The sequence below is a fragment of the Cryobacterium sp. TMT1-19 genome, from assembly GCF_004403055.1.
GTDB lineage: Bacteria > Actinomycetota > Actinomycetes > Actinomycetales > Microbacteriaceae > Cryobacterium > Cryobacterium sandaracinum.
On record NZ_SOHB01000010.1, the window covers coordinates 1 to 20,324 of the forward strand.

General features: G+C 63.7%; 22 protein-coding genes. 3 read left to right on the plus strand and 19 right to left on the minus strand.

Translation table 11 applies throughout. The features are described from left to right. A partial coding sequence (locus E3T40_RS16500; protein ID WP_206750350.1) for an HNH endonuclease signature motif containing protein occupies positions 1-394 on the plus strand: 394 nt, incomplete at its 5' end. Here E3T40_RS16500 and E3T40_RS02265 read toward each other — a convergent pair. The 10 genes from E3T40_RS02265 to E3T40_RS02310 all read right to left on the minus strand — a co-directional run bounded on the left by E3T40_RS02265 (position 371) and on the right by E3T40_RS02310 (position 6,709). Next, positions 371-760, minus strand: coding sequence for a hypothetical protein (locus E3T40_RS02265; protein WP_134542571.1), 390 nt, complete (start codon positions 758-760; stop codon positions 371-373). The two genes, E3T40_RS16500 and E3T40_RS02265, sit on opposite strands and share 24 nt — an antisense overlap. Positions 761-982: 222 nt before the next feature. After that, positions 983-1,216 (minus strand): hypothetical protein, encoded by a 234-nt coding sequence (locus tag E3T40_RS02270; RefSeq protein ID WP_104169709.1) that lies wholly within the window; start codon positions 1,214-1,216, stop codon positions 983-985. A gap of 512 nt (positions 1,217-1,728) precedes the next feature. Then, a complete protein-coding gene (locus tag E3T40_RS02280; protein WP_134542572.1) occupies positions 1,729-2,622 on the minus strand; it encodes a dihydrodipicolinate synthase family protein in 894 nt (297 codons plus the stop codon). Beyond that, on the minus strand, positions 2,592-2,864 hold the full coding sequence (locus tag E3T40_RS16865; protein ID WP_233194142.1) for a hypothetical protein: 273 nt from the start codon (positions 2,862-2,864) through the stop codon (positions 2,592-2,594). Before E3T40_RS16865 ends, E3T40_RS02280 begins: the two co-directional genes overlap by 31 nt. Further along, positions 2,857-3,483: a B3/4 domain-containing protein gene (locus E3T40_RS02290; protein WP_134542573.1), complete on the minus strand. Its 627-nt coding sequence runs from the start codon at positions 3,481-3,483 to the stop codon at positions 2,857-2,859. Before E3T40_RS02290 ends, E3T40_RS16865 begins: the two co-directional genes overlap by 8 nt. Then, complete coding sequence (locus tag E3T40_RS17475) at positions 3,476-3,772, minus strand: cupin domain-containing protein (RefSeq protein WP_370287851.1); 297 nt, start codon at positions 3,770-3,772, stop codon at positions 3,476-3,478. The genes E3T40_RS02290 and E3T40_RS17475 overlap by 8 nt, the downstream gene beginning before the upstream one ends. Before the next feature lie 36 nt (positions 3,773-3,808). Next, positions 3,809-4,099 carry a helix-turn-helix domain-containing protein gene (locus E3T40_RS17480; RefSeq protein WP_370287854.1) on the minus strand — a complete coding sequence of 97 codons (291 nt, stop codon included), beginning with the start codon at positions 4,097-4,099 and terminating at the stop codon, positions 3,809-3,811. A gap of 47 nt (positions 4,100-4,146) precedes the next feature. Beyond that, positions 4,147-4,467: a zinc-binding dehydrogenase gene (locus tag E3T40_RS16640; protein WP_198411911.1), complete on the minus strand. Its 321-nt coding sequence runs from the start codon at positions 4,465-4,467 to the stop codon at positions 4,147-4,149. Then, a complete protein-coding gene (locus tag E3T40_RS16645; protein WP_198411912.1) occupies positions 4,457-5,035 on the minus strand; it encodes an alcohol dehydrogenase catalytic domain-containing protein in 579 nt (192 codons plus the stop codon). Before E3T40_RS16645 ends, E3T40_RS16640 begins: the two co-directional genes overlap by 11 nt. A gap of 321 nt (positions 5,036-5,356) precedes the next feature. Then, on the minus strand, positions 5,357-6,709 hold the full coding sequence (locus E3T40_RS02310; RefSeq protein WP_134542575.1) for an MFS transporter: 1,353 nt from the start codon (positions 6,707-6,709) through the stop codon (positions 5,357-5,359). A 188-nt stretch (positions 6,710-6,897) separates the two neighbouring features. On the opposite strand from E3T40_RS02310, the gene E3T40_RS02315 reads away from it, so the two are divergent. After that, a complete protein-coding gene (locus tag E3T40_RS02315) occupies positions 6,898-9,126 on the plus strand; it encodes a malate synthase G (RefSeq protein WP_134542576.1) in 2,229 nt (742 codons plus the stop codon). 63 nt (positions 9,127-9,189) lie between these two features. Here E3T40_RS02315 and E3T40_RS02320 read toward each other — a convergent pair whose 3' ends face one another. The 3 genes from E3T40_RS02320 to E3T40_RS02325 form a co-directional block, all read right to left on the minus strand. Continuing rightward, positions 9,190-9,411 carry a hypothetical protein gene (locus E3T40_RS02320; RefSeq protein WP_134542577.1) on the minus strand — a complete coding sequence of 74 codons (222 nt, stop codon included), beginning with the start codon at positions 9,409-9,411 and terminating at the stop codon, positions 9,190-9,192. Positions 9,412-9,443: 32 nt separating this feature from the next. Then, positions 9,444-9,596, minus strand: a complete 153-nt coding sequence (locus E3T40_RS16205; protein WP_206750351.1) for a hypothetical protein — start codon at positions 9,594-9,596, stop codon at positions 9,444-9,446. A 1,241-nt stretch (positions 9,597-10,837) separates the two neighbouring features. Then, entirely contained in the window at positions 10,838-11,584 is a 747-nt protein-coding gene (locus E3T40_RS02325) for a phosphotransferase (RefSeq protein ID WP_134542578.1), read from the minus strand. Between the two features lie 503 nt (positions 11,585-12,087). Between E3T40_RS02325 and E3T40_RS02330 the strand changes: the two genes are divergently transcribed. Next, positions 12,088-13,284 carry a Fic family protein gene (locus E3T40_RS02330; RefSeq protein ID WP_134542579.1) on the plus strand — a complete coding sequence of 399 codons (1,197 nt, stop codon included), beginning with the start codon at positions 12,088-12,090 and terminating at the stop codon, positions 13,282-13,284. 60 nt (positions 13,285-13,344) lie between these two features. Here E3T40_RS02330 and E3T40_RS02335 read toward each other — a convergent pair whose 3' ends face one another. From E3T40_RS02335 to pdhA, 6 genes are all read right to left on the minus strand, one after another. After that, positions 13,345-13,746: a GNAT family N-acetyltransferase gene (locus tag E3T40_RS02335; protein WP_134542580.1), complete on the minus strand. Its 402-nt coding sequence runs from the start codon at positions 13,744-13,746 to the stop codon at positions 13,345-13,347. Positions 13,747-14,383: 637 nt separating this feature from the next. Beyond that, positions 14,384-14,701, minus strand: coding sequence for a hypothetical protein (locus E3T40_RS02340; RefSeq protein WP_134542581.1), 318 nt, complete (start codon positions 14,699-14,701; stop codon positions 14,384-14,386). Between the two features lie 314 nt (positions 14,702-15,015). Next, complete coding sequence (locus tag E3T40_RS02345; protein ID WP_104169719.1) at positions 15,016-15,858, minus strand: phosphatidylinositol-specific phospholipase C/glycerophosphodiester phosphodiesterase family protein; 843 nt, start codon at positions 15,856-15,858, stop codon at positions 15,016-15,018. An 818-nt stretch (positions 15,859-16,676) separates the two neighbouring features. After that, on the minus strand, positions 16,677-18,116 hold the full coding sequence (locus E3T40_RS02355) for a dihydrolipoamide acetyltransferase family protein (RefSeq protein ID WP_134542582.1): 1,440 nt from the start codon (positions 18,114-18,116) through the stop codon (positions 16,677-16,679). Further along, on the minus strand, positions 18,116-19,129 hold the full coding sequence (locus E3T40_RS02360; RefSeq protein WP_104169720.1) for an alpha-ketoacid dehydrogenase subunit beta: 1,014 nt from the start codon (positions 19,127-19,129) through the stop codon (positions 18,116-18,118). Before E3T40_RS02360 ends, E3T40_RS02355 begins: the two co-directional genes overlap by 1 nt. Continuing rightward, positions 19,126-20,307: a pyruvate dehydrogenase (acetyl-transferring) E1 component subunit alpha gene (pdhA, locus tag E3T40_RS02365; RefSeq protein WP_134542583.1), complete on the minus strand. Its 1,182-nt coding sequence runs from the start codon at positions 20,305-20,307 to the stop codon at positions 19,126-19,128. The genes E3T40_RS02360 and pdhA overlap by 4 nt, the downstream gene beginning before the upstream one ends. Positions 20,308-20,324 lie beyond the last annotated feature (17 nt).

The following is a 20,324-nucleotide window of genomic DNA, read 5'->3' on the forward strand; positions in this document are numbered from 1 at the left end:
GCCGGAGACGGGGGCGGTGCTGTCGGTAGGCCGGGACCGGTACGCGGTCCCGGAAGACCTGAAACGGTTCCTCCGGGTGCGAGACAAAACCTGCCGGTTTCCGGGCTGCAACCGGTCGGCGGCGCATTGCGACCTGGACCATTCCCTGGATTGGCAGTTCGACGGCCTGACCGCGCACGACAACCTCGCGCATCTGTGTCCGGCGTGTCATGCGTTGATGAGCGAGACCGGGTGGCGGGTGTTGCACCTCGGTGACGGCACGCTTGAGTGGACGTCGCCGACCGGGCGCACGTTCGTGAGTGAGCCGGCCACGGTCATCCGCTCGGTGTCGACCACACCGTCGCCCGCCCCACCCGGCCGGGATGCCCAGTCAGGGGTGCCCACGCCGTTCTGAGGACGCGCGCGGCAGATACGCGAAACCGACCAGGAGTGCACCCGCGAACCATCCGCCGAGCGGAGCGCCCACCGGTAGCCACAGGAGAAGCACTGTTCCGACCAGGATCAGTAGTCCGGCGAGCACGGCGAAGAGACGCATCCCGTAAAGGAAAACGAACGGCAGATAATGCGCACCGACGATGATCATGCTTGCCGGGAAGAACAGGTTCGGTTCGGTCAGTCCCAGGGCAACGGTCACGAGCATGCCCGAAGGGACGGTGAATGCGATCTGCGTCGCGAGCGCCGCCATCGGATGGCCCTTGGGCAATGCCGCTGGCCCGCCGGCGGTTCGAAGCGTGAGCGTCGTCAGGGGAAAAATCAGCATCCCACCCAGGAACAGCGTTGCGATCGATGCGCATGGCGACAATCAAGTCGCCACGGCCGCCGCGATCAGCCACAGTATGCCTGAAACCAATTGACCGACGAAGCCGCCGCGGTAGACACGTCGAACGTCCGCCTGAGCCTCATCAATCCGCACAACGGCATCGTCCCACGAGTCGGCCGCTGGCCTGTCCACACGCTTGCTGGTCGGGCGTGACAGACCGGGTCATCCCGTTGTCTTGTCAGGTCCGAACGACGAGCAGAGCACGTCGCGCACCAGCTGTGCGGTGGAGGCGATCTCTCGTTTCGTGATGCCGTACTCGCGGGCGGACTCGGTGCGAACGACGGCGGCCTCACGGCGAGCGGCACGCACTATGAGCACGGTGTAGACGACGCCGACGAGTAGCAGGATTCCACCGTCGAGCCGCGTGAGCAGCCCATCCCCGGCGAAGATCAACATCAGAGCGCATGCGCCGACGATCGTCGGCAGAAATGGTGCCGACCGCGACCACCGTGACGCCGATCAGGGCGAGCAAGCCGATGACGAACTCACCCAACCCAATCATGCGTTGAGACTACTCACGGACCTTGCCCGGGCACCCAAAAACCGGTGAGGTTAACGCGTGGTGCGCATTAGGGCTCATGATGAGAAAATCGCTCACCCGGACCCATCCCTCCGGTGTCTGATCGCCGAACGCGGCCGGGCGTCTGCGAGCATGAGTGCATGGACTTGGGTAATGAGGCAACGATCGGCGGGTGCTGGTTTGCGCTGACACTCGTGAATGCAGGGCTTGCTGAGTCGAAAGGACGCGGTTGACTGCTCTGGTGGTTGTTATCCCTTGTCCTTGTGCCGATCGCAACTTTCCTCATCGTGGTGATGCCGCGCGGCGATCTCCGATTCTGAAGTCCAAGATTCATCCACCTGTTCGGTTCGGATGGCTGCGAAGAGCCCGAGGCGCATCGTCACGGTCGTCAGTTTCGTAAGTCGAGATCCTCGACGAGGTGGGCGACTCGCGTGCGTGCTGCCACTTTCAGGCCGCGGATGGGGCGCGGCAGCGAGGCGGGAGGAACGAGCCCCAGGTGTTCCGCGATCGTGGCCGTCACTCGCAGACTGCCGTGAGCGGCGAACATCTCCCAGAGCGGCTGCAGACGCTGCGATTCAGCGTCGGCCGCAGCGGTATCTCCTGCTTGTGCTGCGCGGGTGATCGTGAGGGCCAGTGCGGGGAGTGTGCCGCCGATCACCGAGTACCAAACCTCGCATCCCGCATTGAGCCCGGTCGCGGCCGCGCTGTCCCCAGAGATCCCGACGGTGACGTGCTCGGGAACGAGCGAGCGAATCGCGTCGACACGGGCCCGTGCTTCATCGGGAACGGTGGGAAGGCCTGGAATCTTGATCGACGTCACGTTCGGCAGGGTCCCGATGCGTGCGTACAGTTCGTCGGAGAAGGTGAAGTGGGTTGTGCCCGGGTTGTCGTACACCACAAGCGGAACGGAGAGCCCCGCCGTGACGTCTTCGTAGAGGCCGAACACGTCGTCCTCGGTGAGTGTCTGATACGACATAGGGGCAAGGAGCACGCCGGATGCCCCCGCGTTCTGGGCGTCCTCGGCCAGTGCTTGCACTCGAGAGGTGCGCAGCGCGCCGATGCCGACCATCACGGGGGTGCTCCCCGCAGCCTGAACGGCGGTGTCAGCGACGAGGCGGCGCTCCTCACGGTCGAGGTAGGCATAGGAACCAGTGGAGCCGAGCGCGGTGATCGAGTCGACGCCGGCGGTGCTCAGCTGCGTCACGAGACGTGCATACGCATCCTGCTGGAACACGTCGTCGCAGAGGGGTGTCAGCGGGAAGGCGTTGAGTCCGGTGAACATGTGGGGGCTCCTGTCTGGGACACGGGTGCGGGAACACGCGGTGCATCCCGTTGTGCGGCGGCTCCGGCGAGAACGACGAAGATGATCGCTCCGGCCATGAGGCGCAACCACGCCGTTCCGGCAGCACCGACTGTCGCGATCAGGTCGACGGAGAGCGCCGAGCCGAGCTGAACAGACAGCATGGCCGTGACAGCAAGCGCCGAGGCGGGAATCGGGATGCTGCGTTGGTTCATGTCAGGCATTTCCGGACAGTGCGTTTGCTCCGAGTCGGCGCTGCGCGACCTGAACGTTCGAGCCGAGACGAGTGAGCTCCCGCTCGAGCTCCCGAGCTGCTGCCAATAGTGCGTCGTCGTCGAGCGGTTCGAGTGCGTCGAGGATGAACAGGGCGCTGGTGGTGGTGTCGGTGAGCTGGGTGCGACGTGCTTGACGCCAGTTCCAGCGTCGACACGTCACACCGCCCGCTTCGGTCCACACGACCTCCCCGCCGAGCGGCACCACGTGCAGAATCGAGATTGCGTTGTACAGGTCCGTGAGTCGATTCACACGGGGGAGCCCGGATGCCGCGCGGCGCATGAGCGCCTCCAGACTGTTGCGGGTGCGCTGCGGCTTCGCACCGAACGCCCGGTACGCCTGGCGCCACGCGGCAATGTGCGGAACCTCCTCGACAGCCTGTTGCTGGAGAGTGGAGCGGGCGGCCTCTTCCGCCGCGAGGAGCAGCGCCTCGCTTGCCTCATCACTCGGGCCGGGCTCGAGTCCATCGACAGCGACCAACACCGCCCGGTAGTCGGGCCGTAACGCAAAGACGTCATCGTCGACTCGGGCGGCGTCGAGGAACGTGTTCAAGGCCGTCTGCTCAGGCATCAACGCGTTCCGTTCGGGTAGCCGAGCCGACGCCCGGGTCAAACACTGTCAGTGAGAATCGTGCTGTGTGCGGGCCGGCGTTGACGTAGGAATGGGCTACGTCGCCGGGGAAGGAGAGCGCGTCGCGATCGTTGAGCGTGACCGTCTGTTCTCCCGACGAAATCGAGATCGTTCCCATGTGCACCTGCACGAGCTTTTTCGTGCCGGCCGTATGCGGTTCACTCACATGTCGATCGCCTGCTTCGAGGGTCCAGTCCCACAGTTCGACGACGTTCGGCGGTATAGTCACCGCGACGAGCGCTCCGCGCCCGCCGTGCGCGCCGGTCTACAGCACCGCGCCCTTGCCCCTTCGGATGACTTTCATCGGCTTCGATCGGGGCGGTTCGACCAGATCGGGGAGGCCCACGCCGAGGGCGCCACTGATCCGGAGCAGTGTCCCTACGCTCGGGTTCGCGGCACCCTGCTCGATGTTGACCAGCATTCGGCGACTCACCCCGGTTCCTTCCGCCAGCTGGTCAAGAGTCCACCGACGTTGTTGGCGTTCGTGTTTGACGCGTACACCGATGGCGGTCGCAAGTTCCGCAGCACTTTTTTCCACAAGTGCACGATAGTGCACTATTAGTGCATCAATCAGAGTTTTCCCTCGGGTACCAACAGTTGGTCTCAGTGGGGGAGGATGACGATCTTGCCGATGTGTCGTCGCTCGGAGAACTCCGTTTGGGCTTCGGCGATCTCGGTCAGGGCAAACGTGCAGCTGACCTGAGGACTGACCTGCCCGCCGCGTGCAAGCTCGACGAGCCGACGAAAATGAACCCGGGTGTGCATCGAGGATCCGATCAACTGCACATTGTGAAGATAGAGGCGGCGGAGGTCGAAGTCGATCACCGGCCCCGCCACAGCACCCGCGATCACCCAGCACCCGTTGTCCCGAAGCATCGGCATCATGGTGGAGACCCCCGGTCCACCGGCGATGTCAGCAACCACGTCCAACCCCGCCGGATGCTCCCGTCACGAGCACGGTTTCGCCGCCTCGCACGTTGGCACGTTCGAGAATTCCGATCGCGGTGCCGAATGCCACAGGCAGGCACGCCAGCTGCTCATCCGATAGCGGGGAATCCAGCACGTCATGAGCATGAGTGACATCCACTGCGACGTACTGCGCGAACCCGCCATCGGCCTCGCTGCCCAGGTATCCCACCGGAGACGCATTCTCGCTTTCGCATCCGTAGATAGCCGGGTCCACAAGCACCCGGCGACTCGACAGTTCTTCGGTCACACCATGACCCACCTCGACGACAATGCCGGTGATATCCCCACCCTGAATGCGCGGAAAATCAAACGAACCCAGCCAGCCGGCCTGCGCCGTGGGATCTTCCGGCAACCCATGTGCTCCCTGGCGCGTCCAAATGTCTGTGTTGTTGACGGCAGCCGCTGTTACTTTCACCAGCACCTGGTGGTCCTGCGGCCGCGGCCGGAGCCAATCGTGGTGCAATTCCAATGCTTCGGTGCCACCGAATCTCGTCAGTACGGCTGCCGTCATCACGTTATTCATCCTTCAAGCCTGCCAGTGTCAGCAGGCTTTCGTGAAGTGGGTTCCGCCGAAGCCCTGAGCTCTGCGAGACACTGCAGATTCTCCGGTTTCGCGGTGTTGGACTAGGCCAACACCAAGCCGAACAATCTCATCCATATTTCGGGTTGCCAACGAGGGTATCGCCTTCACCGAACGAGTTCCTGCCCACCGTGCACGGGTTCGACGCGTTCTTCGGCAATCTCTACCACTTGAATACCGAGGAGGAGACGGAAACCGACCGCCGCCGTCGTGCAAAGTCAGATCGGGCATACCCCGGTGTCTCGCGCAACCGTTCCTGCCGTTTCAGTCCTCCAGAGCCTCGCCCCGTTTCTCGGGGAGTCCAAGAGCGCCGAGTGCAGCGACCACGAAGAACATTGCGAAGACCGTGAAAAGAAGTGCGGTCCCGCCCATCTCGCGCAGCATCGGCACGGTCAGCGGAGCCAGGATCGCGGCGATCCGTCCAACGCCGGCTGCCCAGCCGGCCCCGGTGGCACGGATGCGGGTCGGGTACAGCTCCGGGGTCACTGCGTAGAGCGCTCCCCACGCACCCAGGTTAAAAAAGGAAAGCAGCATGCCGGCACCGATCACCTGGGTGGCATCGCCGGCTACCGCGAATAACGCCGCCGCAAGTGCCGAGCCGGCAAGGAATACGGCCAGTGTCCTGCGCCGTCCCCAACGCTCGATGAGGTACGCCGAAGCGGCATAACCCGGCAGTTGGGCCACGGTGATGATCAGCGTGTACGCGAAGGAGCGAACGAGCGAGTATCCCGACGCGACCAGGATGGTCGGAAGCCAGATGAAGGCGCCATAGTAGGAGAAGTTCACGCAGAACCAGACCAGCCACAGCGCACCGGTTCGGCGACGCAGGCCGCGCGACCACAGCGCGGTGACGCGTGTCCGGGAACCGGTTTTGATCGGCCCCTCACCTGTCTTTGCGGGGCACGCAGAATCATGGGGTCCGGCGGTGATTCCGGCGGACTTTTCGAAACGTCGGACGGTCGACTCCGCCTCAGAGAGGCGGCCACGCGACTCGAGGAAGCGAACCGATTCCGGCAGCCGAAGGCGCACGACCACCGCGTACACGGCCGGAACCGCTCCGACAGCCAGTGCCCAGCGCCAGCCGTCGGCCGATGACGGTACGACCAGGTACCCGATGACTGCGGAAACGGTCCAGCCAATGGCCCAGAAGGATTCGAGGATGACGATGATGCGGCCGCGAATTCGTGGAGGCGCGAACTCGCTCACGAGCGTCGAAGCGACCGGGAGCTCACCGCCAAGACCGAGCCCCACGATAAATCGCCATGCAATGAGTACGGCCACAGTCTCGGACAGTGCCGACGCTCCCGTCGCGAGACCATAAACGAGAAGGGTGAGAGCGAAAACCTGGCGTCGGCCGATACGGTCGGCCAGCAAACCACCGAGAACTGCACCAATGGCCATACCGACGAACCCGGCGGATGCGATCCAGGACAGCTCCGCGTCGGAGACTTGCCATTGCACCGCCAATTGTGCGAGAACGAAAGAAATGAGTCCAACGTCCATCGCATCCAGAGCCCAGCCCAGGCCGGAACCCACAAGCACACGGCGGTGCTCCCGGGTGAACGGCAGCGCATCCAATCGCTCGGATCGACTGGGGCGTGCGCGAACTTCAGACATCAGGTTCCCAATTCAGCGTTTGTGACCAGGCGGCGAACTGAGGGTGAAGCGTCTGCCGGATAATTGAACCCTATTGCACGAGACCTGCCCGACGTGAGTGTGTCATGGAGCGGCGGCGCCGGGGTGCGAGACTGGCCAGACACAGTCGGCCGAGCGGGCGTACCCGCACTAGCCCAAGGAGTTCAACGATGAACACACCCACCACAGCATCCGTCCCAGCGCCTACTACTGGCCTCTCCGCCCGCGTCGAACGAGCAGATCTCGATGTCGCCTCCTCATTCGCCGCGTTCGTCGAGAACGAGGCGCTGCAGGGAACCGGCATCACCGCGGACGCCTTTTGGCTTGGGCTGAGCACGCTGATCAGCGACCTCACTCCCCGGAACACTGAGTTGCTCGGCATCAGGGATGACCTGCAGGCCCAGATCGATGCCTTTCACCGGGCTAACCCCGGCCAGCCTGACCCGGGCGAGTACCGTGCTTTCCTCACCAGGATCGGGTACCTCGCGCCCGAACCCGGGGACTTCACCATCACCACCTCGAACGTCGATGCGGAGATCGCGTCGCAGGCGGGACCCCAGCTTGTCGTTCCGCTGCTCAACGCGCGGTTCGCTGTCAACGCGGCGAACGCCCGCTGGGGTTCGCTTTACGACGCGCTGTACGGCACTGACGCGATATCCGATGACGGCGGTGCGTCCCGGGCGGATTCCTACAACGCCGTCCGCGGCGGACGGGTGATCGCGCGCGGACGGGCTCTGCTTGACCAGGCCATCCCACTCGAACGGGGCTCGCACGCTGATGCCGTCGCTTACCGAGTCGAGAACGGTGCGCTGATCGTGGCTTTGAAAGACGGATCATCCGCTGTCCTGGCGTCGCCCTCGGCGCTGGTCGGCTACAGGGGAGAGGCGTTGGAACCGTCGTCCGTGCTCTTCCGACATCACGGACTGCACCTCGACGTGATCATTGATCGGACCGCACCTATCGGGGCCACGGACAGCGCGGGCATCCAGGACATCGTGCTCGAGTCCGCTGTCACCACGATCATGGACCTCGAAGACTCGGTTGCCGCAGTCGACGCCGACGACAAGGTACTCGGCTACCGCAACTGGCGCGAACTCATGCGCGGCACACTGAATGAGACCGTCAGGAAGGGCGCCGGCGTCTTCATGCGCACCATGAACGGCGACCGCGTCTACACCGTTCCTACCGGCGGCGAGTTGACGCTGCGCGGCCGAAGCCTGCTGCTGGTGCGCAACGTCGGGCACCTGATGCAGACCGACACCGTGCGGGATGCGTCCGGCGCCGAGGTGTTCGAAGGAATCCTCGACGCGGTGCTGACCGTTCTCGGTTCGTTCCCCGACCTCGTCGGCGAGGCCCGCGGCGGCAACTCATGCACCGGCTCGGTTTACATCGTCAAGCCGAAAATGCACGGCCCCCACGAGGTCGCGTTCACCGTCGACCTGTTCGCCCGGGTGGAGCAGCTCCTCGGCCTGCCCCCACTCACCGTGAAGATCGGGATCATGGACGAAGAACGGCGAACGACGCTCAACTTGCGGGCCTGTATCGCCGTTGCCGCCGAGCGAATCGTCTTCATCAACACGGGATTCCTCGATCGCACGGGCGACGAGATCCACACCTCCATGCGCGCCGGGCCAGTGGCCACCAAGAGCTCGATACGTTCCATGCCCTTCATGGCTGCCTACGAGAACGCGAACGTCGACGCCGGTCTCGCGGCGGGCTTTCCCGGCCGTGCCCAGATCGGCAAGGGCATGTGGGCCATGCCCGATCTCATGCACGACATGCTCGAGCAGAAGATTTCGCACCCCCGTTCCGGTGCAACCACAGCCTGGGTCCCGTCTCCCACAGCGGCGACGCTGCATGCGATCCACTATCACGAGGTCGACGTGGCCGCCCGTCAACACGAACTGGCCGGGCGGACAGGCCAGGCCCTGGACCCGATTCTCGTCCTCCCTCTCTCCGAGCGAGACCTCAGCGATGAGGAGCGCCTGACCGAGCTGAACAACAACGTTCAGTCGATCCTCGGCTACGTCGTTCGATGGGTCGATCAGGGGGTCGGGTGTTCCAAGGTTCCGGACATTCACGGCGTGGGGCTCATGGAGGACCGTGCGACGCTGCGCATTTCCAGTCAACTCCTCGCGAACTGGCTCACCCACGGCGTCATCAGCAAGACGGATGTCGACGCCAGCCTCGGGCGACTGGCGGCGGTCGTCGATGCACAGAATTCCGATGACCCGACCTATGAAGCGCTGATCGGCAGAACCGGGCCTGGGCTCGCGTTTCTGGCCGCCCGCCGACTCATCATCGACGGTGCATCCTCACCCAACGGATACACCGAGCCGATCCTCCACCAGGTCCGGAGGGCAAAGAAGCGTCAGGCTCCCGCGCGTCATTTGCTCTAACGGAACTTCATGCGGGCGGGTTGCAGTGCGGCAGCCGCCGGTGGCATACCTTCCCGGCGGGACCTACTTGATGCCGCCGGTTGGGCGTCCATCGAGCAGGTTGCTGGTGAACCTCGCGATGTCGTCCAGAAATTCGGCATAGGCGCTTGGGGCGGGCCCCTCCGAACGGACGAACACGTCCACTGCCTCGATCGCTGAGGTGACGATGGAACGAGGTGAGCGCACTTCCCTGATGAGTTTGCGGCACGATATGGTATGCCGGGGTGATTCTCGTGCTGTCGTCATACAGGTTTCATTACGCATCTACTCGGTGTGGTTCACTGTGCTGAATTGACAGGTGGCTGCTCGTGATTGCGGCGGGACTTGACAAGCAGCACCACGCCGAGGGTCAGCCACCAAAGCATTCCCAGAGGGATCAGTGCCATGGAGGCGAGCCAGATCCCGGGCAGGTCGATCGCTGCTGCCGTCATCAATGGCCCAGCCTTGAGCATCACGAGACGGAGGCCTGCGACTAATCCCAAGGCACATAACCAGATCGGAAGGGGGCGGGAGTGAGCCCCGGCCACACAGATACCCACGGACCAGACAGATACCCACGGACCAGACAGCGAGCGTAATGAGGCCCGCCGCAAGGAAACCATGGGTTCCCAACATCTGAATGGTGAGGTATGCGGACTCGCCCCATCCCCTATTGACCGAGTCGATGTAGAGCAACGGCCCCACCGACTCGCGCAAGACCCCGTGCATGGACAAGAACGCAGCCGCGAAAAGTGCGAGCGCGCTCAGGCTTCGGCGCGTGGTCATACTCGTGCGTGGCGTAAGCACATCTGAGATAGCGAAACTCGCCACGATGTACGCGAGTGCCATGATAAACACTGCGACCGCCGCCAAAGCGTAAAACTGCGGATACTGGCGCAGATAATGGAGGCTCACTGCGGGATTGTCGGTGTCATCGAAACCGAGAACCGGTCCCATCAGCTCAAGGGTAAACATCGCGATGCCTGACCGCCCGGCGACGATAACCGCTATCCCACCTGAGCGCAATGCTGACCGATTTATGTTCCCAACCGCCGTTTTTCTCCGATGCGGGACGCCTGTTGTTGTCGCTGGTTGCACGCATGGTGCACTCTTTTGGGATAGCTCCGCGCGGGCAAGCATGGCACGCCGGTCACGGTCTAGCGATGCATCGAATGGTACGCGCAAGAACGGTCGCGCGGAATGGATTTACCAGGCGCCTCCAAGTGCCCTGAGTGGATGACCAGTGACTCCTGGAACCCGCCGCGGCTATCGGCCAGCGCTCCATTTAGTACCTGCGGTGAAGTTCACTATCGAAGTGGCATATTGGGCGGCTCGCGCGGCCGCGCCGACGGTGGCACCTTTTGGTTCCTTCGACCTGCACAGAACTTCTGGCAACCGAGCAGGCACCCGTACTTCGAGGCCTGGCTACCTGACGCTTTCCGCGTTGTGACTTCAAGGTGAACTGCGCTGACGACAGACTCGTTCGTCGGACGCCTATGGACCCAGGCTCGGCACCAATTTGCCGAGATTCCGAAGTCCCGGAAGAGTGGCATTCGGAAACCTCTTCCGGGCGGGTGTTCTTGTGCTTTCACGGCATCGTGAGGCTGAGCCAGCGTTCTTCGATGGCATAGCCGAGATGTTCATTCATGCGGATGCTGCCGGCGTTTGACTTGGACTACCTGGATATCCGCGTTCATGAGGCCTGCAGGCTTGCGATCATATCAAAAAGTCGGTCGCGATCACGTCGGTAGAGTGCGGCATGCTCCACGAAATCATTGCGACTTGTGTCGGTGGCACGTTGATCCGTGAAAACGGCAAGATCCTCCATCCGGTGCGCTGCCGCACGGAGCACAGCAGCCTGATCGAACTCAGAGCCGTACGCACGGATGAGCGCATCGAGCCGGCCGAGGCGAGCATCCCAGTCCGGAGCGTCATGGTCTGCGTACTCGCCGAGCGGGACGAGCCGATATGCGAGGTACGCGAGGTCCCAAATCCGAGGCCCGGGGGAGGCCATATCGACGTCGATCAGACCCGTGATGTGCCCGTCTTGGAAGACCATGTTGTACGGTGCGATGTCGTTCAGGCACACCACCTCGATTGGCTGATGCGCAGGCAGCTGCCATATGGCGGCCGAGTGCGCGAGGGGCGCGCTGGCGTCATGCACCCTTCGGAGCAAGGACCCGGCCTCGTGCAGGATCTTGGGCGACCAGATCCAGCCGGGCATTGGGTGGTGGCCGACGATTCCCGGAAGGTAAGAGAGCACTTCGCGGCCCTGCTCGTCCAGGCCCAAGGGCTCAGGTACTTCCGTCACTCCCGCCGCGCGGAGTGTGCTCAGAAGTTGATGGACCGCGGGAGTCCAAGGACCGGCGGGGCGGTGAACGGTGTCGCCTACCCGCACGACAATGCTCGAGTTTCCCCCGGCCAGAACCTCTTCATCCATCCCACAAACCTAAAGGCTGCAAGCGGAACCCTGGACGTGAGCGAGCCCGGCCAACGTCGCCAGTACCACCGAAAAGGTGGCAATTGAGCGTTAGAGCTTCTTGACCATTTTCAGTTCGCTCCTGCTGGTGTCGAGGTTGTATGGGACACGGTACCCGGTGGCCGCGAAGCCCCGACTTTCGGACGCCCGTCGCGCGCGCGCGTTCTCGTGCACAGGGAGAGTCAACCGGTCGGCGTCTCGCGAATCATCTCCGAGCGCAGGTCGCGAATTTCACGCCAGTCAGAATGATCTGTTGATCGGATCGAGAACCCCTATGTGCTCACCCGTTCATTCACGCCATTGAGCGATGCGAATTCACCGCCAGCTAGCGCTGCACTTCACTGACTTCTCTTTGGCTTCGGAAAGTGCGTTTCGCAAGGTTTCGGAGCAGTCGAGTGGAATAAGTCAGAATAGAGTGAATCCGTAACTATGGATATGCTAATAAGCATTGGTATACTTGATACATGTCCATGTTTGAGAAGAAGTCGGTCTGGCCGTTGATCGGCTGTGAAGAACGACCGTGGCGAAGCGTCCAGGACGAGTATGGCCTACGAACCCAGAAGCGTCTGGCGTCAGGTCCGTACTTGGCGTCGGTGCCCGCGTTGATCTCTGATCTCGACATACCGTTCGACAGCGAGATGCATGCGCTGACTGAAGAGGCCGCCAGCGAGCTTGCCCGCTTCGATGCAGAAGTGGGGCAAATCGCTGCACCATTTGCGTCCATTCTCCTTCGAACCGAGAGTGCCTCCAGCTCCGAAATTGAGAACCTCACGAGCGGCGCTCGGCAGATCGCCTTGGCGGAGCTCGGTGAGCACGCCTCGAAGAATGCGCAGCTCATCGTCGGCAACGTCCGAGCGATGCAAGCGGCACTTGCCCCGTCTGAGTCGATCGACGGCAACGCCATCCTGGAGATGCATCGCGCTCTCCTTGAGCAAAGCAATCCTGACATCGTCGGTCACTGGCGTGACCAGCAGGTCTGGATCGGTGGCGGGAGTTTTGGGCCGCACACCGCACAGTTTGTCCCGCCCCATCAGGACCGCGTCCCCGCGCTCATGGACGACCTTGTTGCCTTCGCCAATCGAGTTGATCTTCCCGTGCTTGCCCAGACCGCGATCGCTCATGCGCAATTTGAAACAATCCATCCGTTCCCCGACGGAAATGGAAGGGTCGGTCGCGCACTCATCCAGGCGATGCTGCGTTCTGGAGGGCTCACTCAAAACGTTGTCGTTCCGGTCTCCGCGGGGCTGCTTCACGACACCGGTCGATATTTCGATGCCCTGAGCGCGTACCGGTCCGGGGATGTCGCCCCGATCATCCGTTCCATCGCGGAGGCGTCGTTCGCGGCGGTGCACAATGGTCGAATCCTCGTGGCTGACCTGGAAAGCGTGCAGGTGGAGTGGCGCGGGCGCATCAGCGCGAGACGAGATTCAGCGGTACACCGGCTCGTGGGTATTCTGCTTCGGCAACCCGTGATCGGCGCAGCCGCAGCCGCAGCTCAGCTCGGTATTTCGAGCGTCAATGCCCAGGTCGCTATCGATCGCCTTGTTGACGCCAACATTTTGACCCAAATCACAGACGGACGACGAAATCGAATTTGGCTAGCCAAGGACGTCGTTCAAGTCCTTGACGAGTTCGCCGCCCGAGCAAAGAGACGCCGATAGCAGAACGGTCTCCACATCAACCTTCCAGCAGCCCGCTGGGTGCGATATTGAATCCCACTTTCAGTGTGACGATGCAGGACGCCGGGTTGTTGACCCTGTGCTTGAGCTCGAGCCGGAGCAAGTCGCGCCTTTCAAATGCCCAGCGGTAGCCGAGGCGAGGGAGCGTGAGGCGAGGCCTTGGCCTCGGGCCTCGGCGGACACCCAGTAGTAGACCCTACCGGTGTCGTGTCGATGCTCCATGTTTCCGATGCCCACGTTGCCGACAGCCTTGCCGTCGACGCTGATTGCGAAGTTGCGCACGGACGGGCTGGATGGGGCGAGCTGAAGTGCAATGAATTCCTGGCAGCGCTCGAGCGTTGACAGGTCGGTGTCGCCGACCTGGGTTGCGAGGTCATCGTTGGCACCGAAGGCGCGAAGCAGGTGCCCGGTGTCAGATTCGTCCCATTGGCGACACTTCTGCACGCGATCGTCAGACCAAAGCGTCGGGCAACGCCGAGGCTTCTTCCCCGAATGGGGCGGTGCGGATAGCGATTCTGAACAGTAGGCTCGGGCCTCGGTCCCGCGGTTGACGCGTCCAGTGGGGGGGAACCTGACGAGATGACACTCGACGACCTGCGGCTTTCAAGAAGCGCATTTCACGTTCCGCACATGCCTACAACAGAAATGAGTGGAGCGATGACAGCCAGTTGGGTCCGCCTCTCACTCTGGGCTGCCGCCCTGGTCGCATGGTCCGCGCTCATCCTCGTCGGGCTGGTCCTGTTGGGGACAGGTCTCGATAATGCGTTTTATTTTGAGCCAACCGGTGAGGCTCTTGAACGCGATCGTGTGGGGAAGATTCTCATTCTCGTGGGTTCGGTCGCCCTTTTCGCTGCCGCGGTCTGGCTCGGTCGATGCACGCCCCCATCTGGTCCTGCGCCCTCGTCGCAACCCCGGCTGTCCTTGTCGGCGGCCTCACCTTGTTTTTTGGAGGTTCTCTGCTCCCGCACCTCAGCGCCTTGGTGACTTTCCCTGTTGCCCTCGCTGGCCTGGTTTGCGGGCTTGTCCTCGCCAGGCCACTGCTTCGCGCTGGATCCACGGGCCTTAGCGCGTCGGTCGACCGTCAGGAATCAGACTGAGCTTCCGCCCGCCGACGGCGAGTGCTGATAACTATCCATCTGAAGATGGCAGCATTGATCGCAGCCAAGAGGAAGAATCCCAGGTAGTACAACGCCGCGCTCATGGTCAATGCTTCGACGGCGAATTCTGCTGGCCCGGACACTTGCGATGAACCCAGTGAACCGACGACATAGTAAGCAGTAGATAACGGCAACGTCAGAACCACGATGAGCAGAACCATCGCTTCGGGTGCGGCCGTCCCGCCGCCCAGTTCGAAGGCGCGCATCACGGACACTGCCGCAATGAGTTCGGCGACTGACACTAGGTAGGCGCCCATCGACCCCGCGGCCCAGGAGGGTAGGCGGCGGTTCCCTGTCGGCCTTACACGGTCGGACGTCATTTCCGAAAGCTGCAGGCCTTGCCCGACTTCGGGCAACAAGGACCGTTCCGACGTCTCGGGGGAGTGGCCTTTGGAAACGGTCTCCGCATGAATCTCCCAGCAGCCCGTTGGGAGATTTTGCCGTGGAGGCCAGTGCCGTTAACGGCGGAATTCGTTCGCGAACTGGGGACACCGATCGATATCAACTGTGCACACAGAACTTCTTTCAGGTCCGGGCGAGTGGATGGCGATTTCCGCTAGCTCCGGCTCCCCAGGAACTCCTCCAGCGCGGCGAGGTCATCCGTATTTATGTGGTCAACGCCGGCCTCGTGCAGCTCAGTCCAGATCGCTTCGCGGGCTTCGCCCGGAACATCGAGGGTCCCCCAGAAACGGACGCGGTAGCCCTGGGAGTGCGCCGACTGCACGTATTCGCGCAGCTTGACCTTTTCGCTTTCCGGCATCGGACCGACGCCCTGCCACACGAATAGCTTGTTCCAATTCTCACTGACCAGCGGCATGAGATCGGCTGGTATTCCAGATGTCAGGTCGCCGGAGCGGCCGTCATAGAAAGCCAACCGTGAGTCAAGATTTTGCATGGTTTTTAGAGGGCGGTTGCCGCTGACCACGGCGACAACCGGTCCGGATTTGGTTTTGCCGTTCGTGTACTTGGTCATGATCGAGCGATGCTCAGCCAGGTCTTCCTCGATCGCAGCGTAGGTACTCTCGCCGTCACTCTTTATGTCGATCAGAAGTTGGAAGCTGCCATCCCAGCCAGAGTAGACACTGCCAGCACGGCCGTCCACGAGGCGGTCGAGCGGATCCAGGTAGAGGCTTTCGAGAGTAACCCCCGCCTGGACATCCTCGAGATCGTGAGCGACGAGAAGCTCGCCATCTACGAGCCAAACATCGGCTTCCACACTGGTGAATCCGTGCTCGAGGGCATCAAATAACGGACGCTCATGCTCATAGTCATTGTGCGCATGGGCGGCATCCTGCGGTTCGCCGAGCACGATGTCGGCCTGTGATGGTGCGGCCGCGCCGGTGACGGTAGCGAGGCCGACGAGGGTAACGAGAACCAAAGCGGAATTTTTGACGATCATGGAAGTCCATTTCTACAAAGTGTGTTCCGCCGAGAAAGTCCCGTCGAAATGAGATTGACCGCATTATCGGCTCCACGCGTGTTCCAGTGCACAAGCTGGTTCGGTTTCGAATGCGCAACGGCTACAGTTCTATCGGCGTCGGGTTAAGTGCTGGCGCCGGTCGAACCAACGCACCATGAACGGTCTGGGCCTGCGTGACTTTTTGCTCGCGTAAGAACCACGCTCCTAGCTCCACCAGTCCGACCTCGCGTCGCGCCGGCAGATTCGGTATTCACTGGAGGGCCGTCGGGGTGGTTCTAACAGTCGAATAGTCGCAGCGCTGGCATACCTTGTCATGCTTGCCGCGCTGACTTCAGGTGTTGTCGGCGCTGACTGTGCGGGCTCTGCCATCGAGCCGGATCGTATTGCCGTGCGGGACGATCAACTGGGTCTGGTGTGTCCGAATGGCACTCCGATACAGATCACAGCCTCGGAGTTATATCGAGAGACTTGCTCGATAATCGTGTCGCGCTGAACTGCGCGCAGTCGAGCGCGCTCGCCTGCGAACGGCACGGCCCGCCAGGCTGCCCGCAAGCCGGACCTTGAGCGCACTCGGGCCCGGAATTCGGGGCCAGAAGCAAACGCATCCGGGCGGAGCGCCCGGATAACCCGCCCGGATAGCCCGCCCGGTGAGGATTCGCACTTGAGGGCGTCGACCGCAACAAACCCCAGCGGCAGGAAACCCCTGCCACGAGATGTCCTGGCGTGTCGTAGACGACCTGGCGCACGCCTCGACCCCAGGCGGCACCACAGCAGGGTCGAGGCCGTTTGCGGCTCGGTCAGAGGTCGGCGAGCATGCTCACAGGGTTCTCGATGCAGCGTGCGACGTAGGTGAGGAAACCGGCGGCGGTGCCTCCGTCACAGACCCGGTGGTCGAAGACCAGCGACAGCTCGACCACAGTGCGCACCGCGAGGGCGTGATTGACCACCCAGGGGCGCTCGATCATCCGTCCGATGCCCAGAATGGCGGCCTCAGGGTGGTTGATGATCGCGGCTGACCCGTCGACACCCAGAGCACCGAAGTTGTTCAGGGTGAAGGTGCCGCCGCTGAGTCGAGATGGGGGAAACGAGCCATCCGTTGCCTGGGTCACGATACCGGCGATCGCATCCCGGAGTTCGCGGGTGGTCAGTGAGTGGGCGTCGTGCACGACCGGCACCATCAGCCCCCGCGGGGTCTGAGCGGCAAGCCCGAGGTTGATGGCACCGCGTTGGAGGATCTCCTGGCTGGCCGTGTCGACTGAGGAGTTCAACAGCGGAAACCGGCGCAGTCCGGCGACCGTGAACCGGGCGATCAGCGCGGTCACGCTGAAGCGTTCGCCTGTGGCGTCGAAGAGACGGTCCCGCGCGGCGAAGACCTCGGTGGCGTCCACATCGAGCCAGACGGTTGCCTCGGGGATTTCCCGGCGCGAGGTGGTCATCCGCTCCGACACCACCCTGCGTAGGCCGGTGATCGGGATCCGGATGTCGTCGGTGGGTGCGGCCCGGGTTCCGACCGGCTCCGCCACGGGTGCAGGTTGGGCCAGTGCCGCGGGCTCGACCACCGGTGTGGACTCAACCGCTGCGGCCCGTTCCCGGATTGCCGATTCCACGTCCCGGCGCAGCACAAGCGCGTTGCTCCCGCTGCCGATTAGCAGGGTCGCGTCGAGGCCGTTTTCGCGGGCCAGACGCCGCACCAGCGGTGAGACCACGGGGGAGCGGCCGGCCGGGTAAGACGGAGAGGCCGGAGCCGTTACCGGGGTGGCCGGAGTCACCTCGGAGACCGGTTCGACGATTGCCGCGACGACCGGAGCCGCTGAGCCGGGTCGCACGCCGAAGCGCGCAGTGGCAGGGCGCCGCACGGGACGCGTGTTCTCCCTCGTGCCGTAGCCGATGAGCACGGCACCGGATGCCGACCCGTCGACCTCCGCGACCGGAACCCCGGCTGCCATCGCTGCGGGCGTAACAGCAGTCCGAGCGGTCGGCCGTGCGGTGTCGGCCTCGGCGGCATCCGTCACTGTCAGCAGCACCTGCCCGGCGTGAATGATCTGGCCGGCGACCCCGTTCAGGGCCTCGACCACACCGCCGAACGGCGACGGCAACTCCACGATGGACTTGGCCGATTCGACCTCCACCACGGGCTGGTCGATGGTGATGGTGTCGCCCACGGCGACCAGCCAGGAGACGATTTCGGCTTCGGTGAGTCCTTCGCCGAGGTCGGGCAGGATGAAATTCTGACCCATCAGTTCCACTCCCAGGTTCCGAGGGCGGTCAGGATGCGGTCGGGAGTGGGCAGAAAGTATTGCTCGAGCTTGGGGGAGGGATAGGGGATATCGAAACCCGTGATCCGCAGGATCGGCGCTGCTAGGTGGAAGAAGTTGCGCTCGGTCAGCCGGGCGGCGACCTCGGCCCCGTAGCCGCCGAACTGCGCCGCCTCGTGCAGCACAGCGGCGCGGGAGGTCTTCCGCAGGGAGGCGCCCACCGTCTCGTCGTCGAACGGGGAGAGGCTGCGCAGGTCGATCACCTCGATCGAGAGCCCCTCGGCGACGGCCAGCTCGGCTGTCGCGAGGGCCGTTTTCACGGTCGGACCGTAGGCGATCAGCGTGACATCGGTGCCCTCCCGCAGCACGACCGCAGTGGTCATCGGCGCGGTGCGCACAGGCAGGCTGAGCTCGGCTTTGGCCCAGTACCGGCTCTTGGGTTCGAGGAAAATGACCGGGTCGTCACAAGCAATGGCCTCGCGGAGCATTGAATAGGCATCCGCCGGATTCGATGGCGAGACCACCGTGAGGCCGGGCGTGGCCGTCCAGTAGGCCTCGGAGGAATCGGAGTGGTGTTCCACACCCCCGATGTCGCCGGCGTAGGGGATCCGGATCACAAGGGGCAGCTGGATGCGCCCACGGGTGCGGTTGCGCATCTTGGCCACGTGCGAAACGATCTGCTCGAACGCCGGGTAACTGAACGCGTCGAACTGCATCTCGACCACCGGGCGCAGGCCGTACATGGCCATGCCGATCGCGGTGCCCACAATCCCCGATTCGGCCAGCGGCGAGTCGCTCACGCGGCTCTCCCCGAATTCGGCGTACAGCCCGTCGGTCACACGGAAGACGCCGCCGAGCGGGCCGACATCCTCACCGAACAGGACGACCGTCGGATCGTCGCGCATCGCGTCCTGGATCGCGGCGTTCAGCGCCGCCGCCATGGTGAGAGTGACCGGTGCGCGCAGGGGCGTCGGTGCGGTGTCGGGGAGCGTCATGAGTTGACTCCTGAGTGGGCGGCGACGGATGCTGCGACGGCGTGCTCGGCGTGCTCGGCGTGCTCTGCGTTCTCTGCGTGCTCGTCGAGCTCAGCTGCGAGGAAAGCTCGTTGTTCCGCCAGGGCGGCGCGCGGGGTCGCGTAGACGTGGTCGAACAGCTCCAGCGGATCCACTGGGGCGGACCGGGTCATGCATTCGCGGGTGTCCGCCGCCAGATCCTCGGCCTCGGCACGGATGTCCGCACGCTCCGCGTCGCTCAGCGCACCGATCTCGCACAGGTAGGTGTCCAGGCGGGTGATCGGGTCGCGGCGTCGCCAGATCTCCAGATCCCCGGGATCGCGGTAGCGGCTCGGGTCGTCGGAGTTCGTGTGTGCCTCCATCCGATAGGTCAGACCCTCGATCAGGGTCGGGCCGTGGCCGGCGCGGGCGTTCTCCATTGCCGACGAGGTGACCGCGTACATTGCGGCGACGTCGTTGCCGTCCACGAAGTAGCCGGGCATCCCGTAGCCGATGGCCTTGTCGGCGATGGTGCGGCAGCGCATCTGCTTGTCCAGCGGCACGCTGATCGCGTACTGGTTGTTCTGCACCACGAAGACGACCGGGGCCTGCCAGACGGCAGCAAAGTTGAACGCCTCGTGGGCGTCGCCCTCGCTGGTGGCGCCGTCGCCGAGCAGGGTCAGTGCGACGGTGCGCTCCCGTTTGAGCTTGGACGCGGTCGCGAGCCCCACGGCGTGCAGCGCCTGGGTAGCCAGAGGGGTGGCCTGCGGGGCGATCCGGTGGGCGTTCTGGTCGTAGCCGCTGTGCCAGTCCCCGCGGAACGAGGCCAGGATGTGCTCGGGCGGCACGCCGCGGGTCAGTAGGGCGATGCTGTCCCGGTAGGTGGGGAAGAGCCAGTCCTCGGCGCCGAGGGCGGCGACCGCGGCGATCTCGCAGGCCTCCTGGCCGAGAGCTGACGGGTACGTTGCCAGGCGTCCCTGCCGGGTCAGCGCGGTGACCTGCACGTCGAACCGGCGGGCGACGACCATGCGCCGGAAGAGATTGAGCAGTGTGGCCGGGTCCGGCAGGGTAAACCCGAAGGCCTCATCGAGTGGCGCGGCGCGACCGGTGTCATCGATCAGGCGGAGGGGACGCGGCGCGGTGAGGGGGCTCTCAACCAGGCTCTCGACATTGAGGCTCATGTCGCAATGGTGGGGCA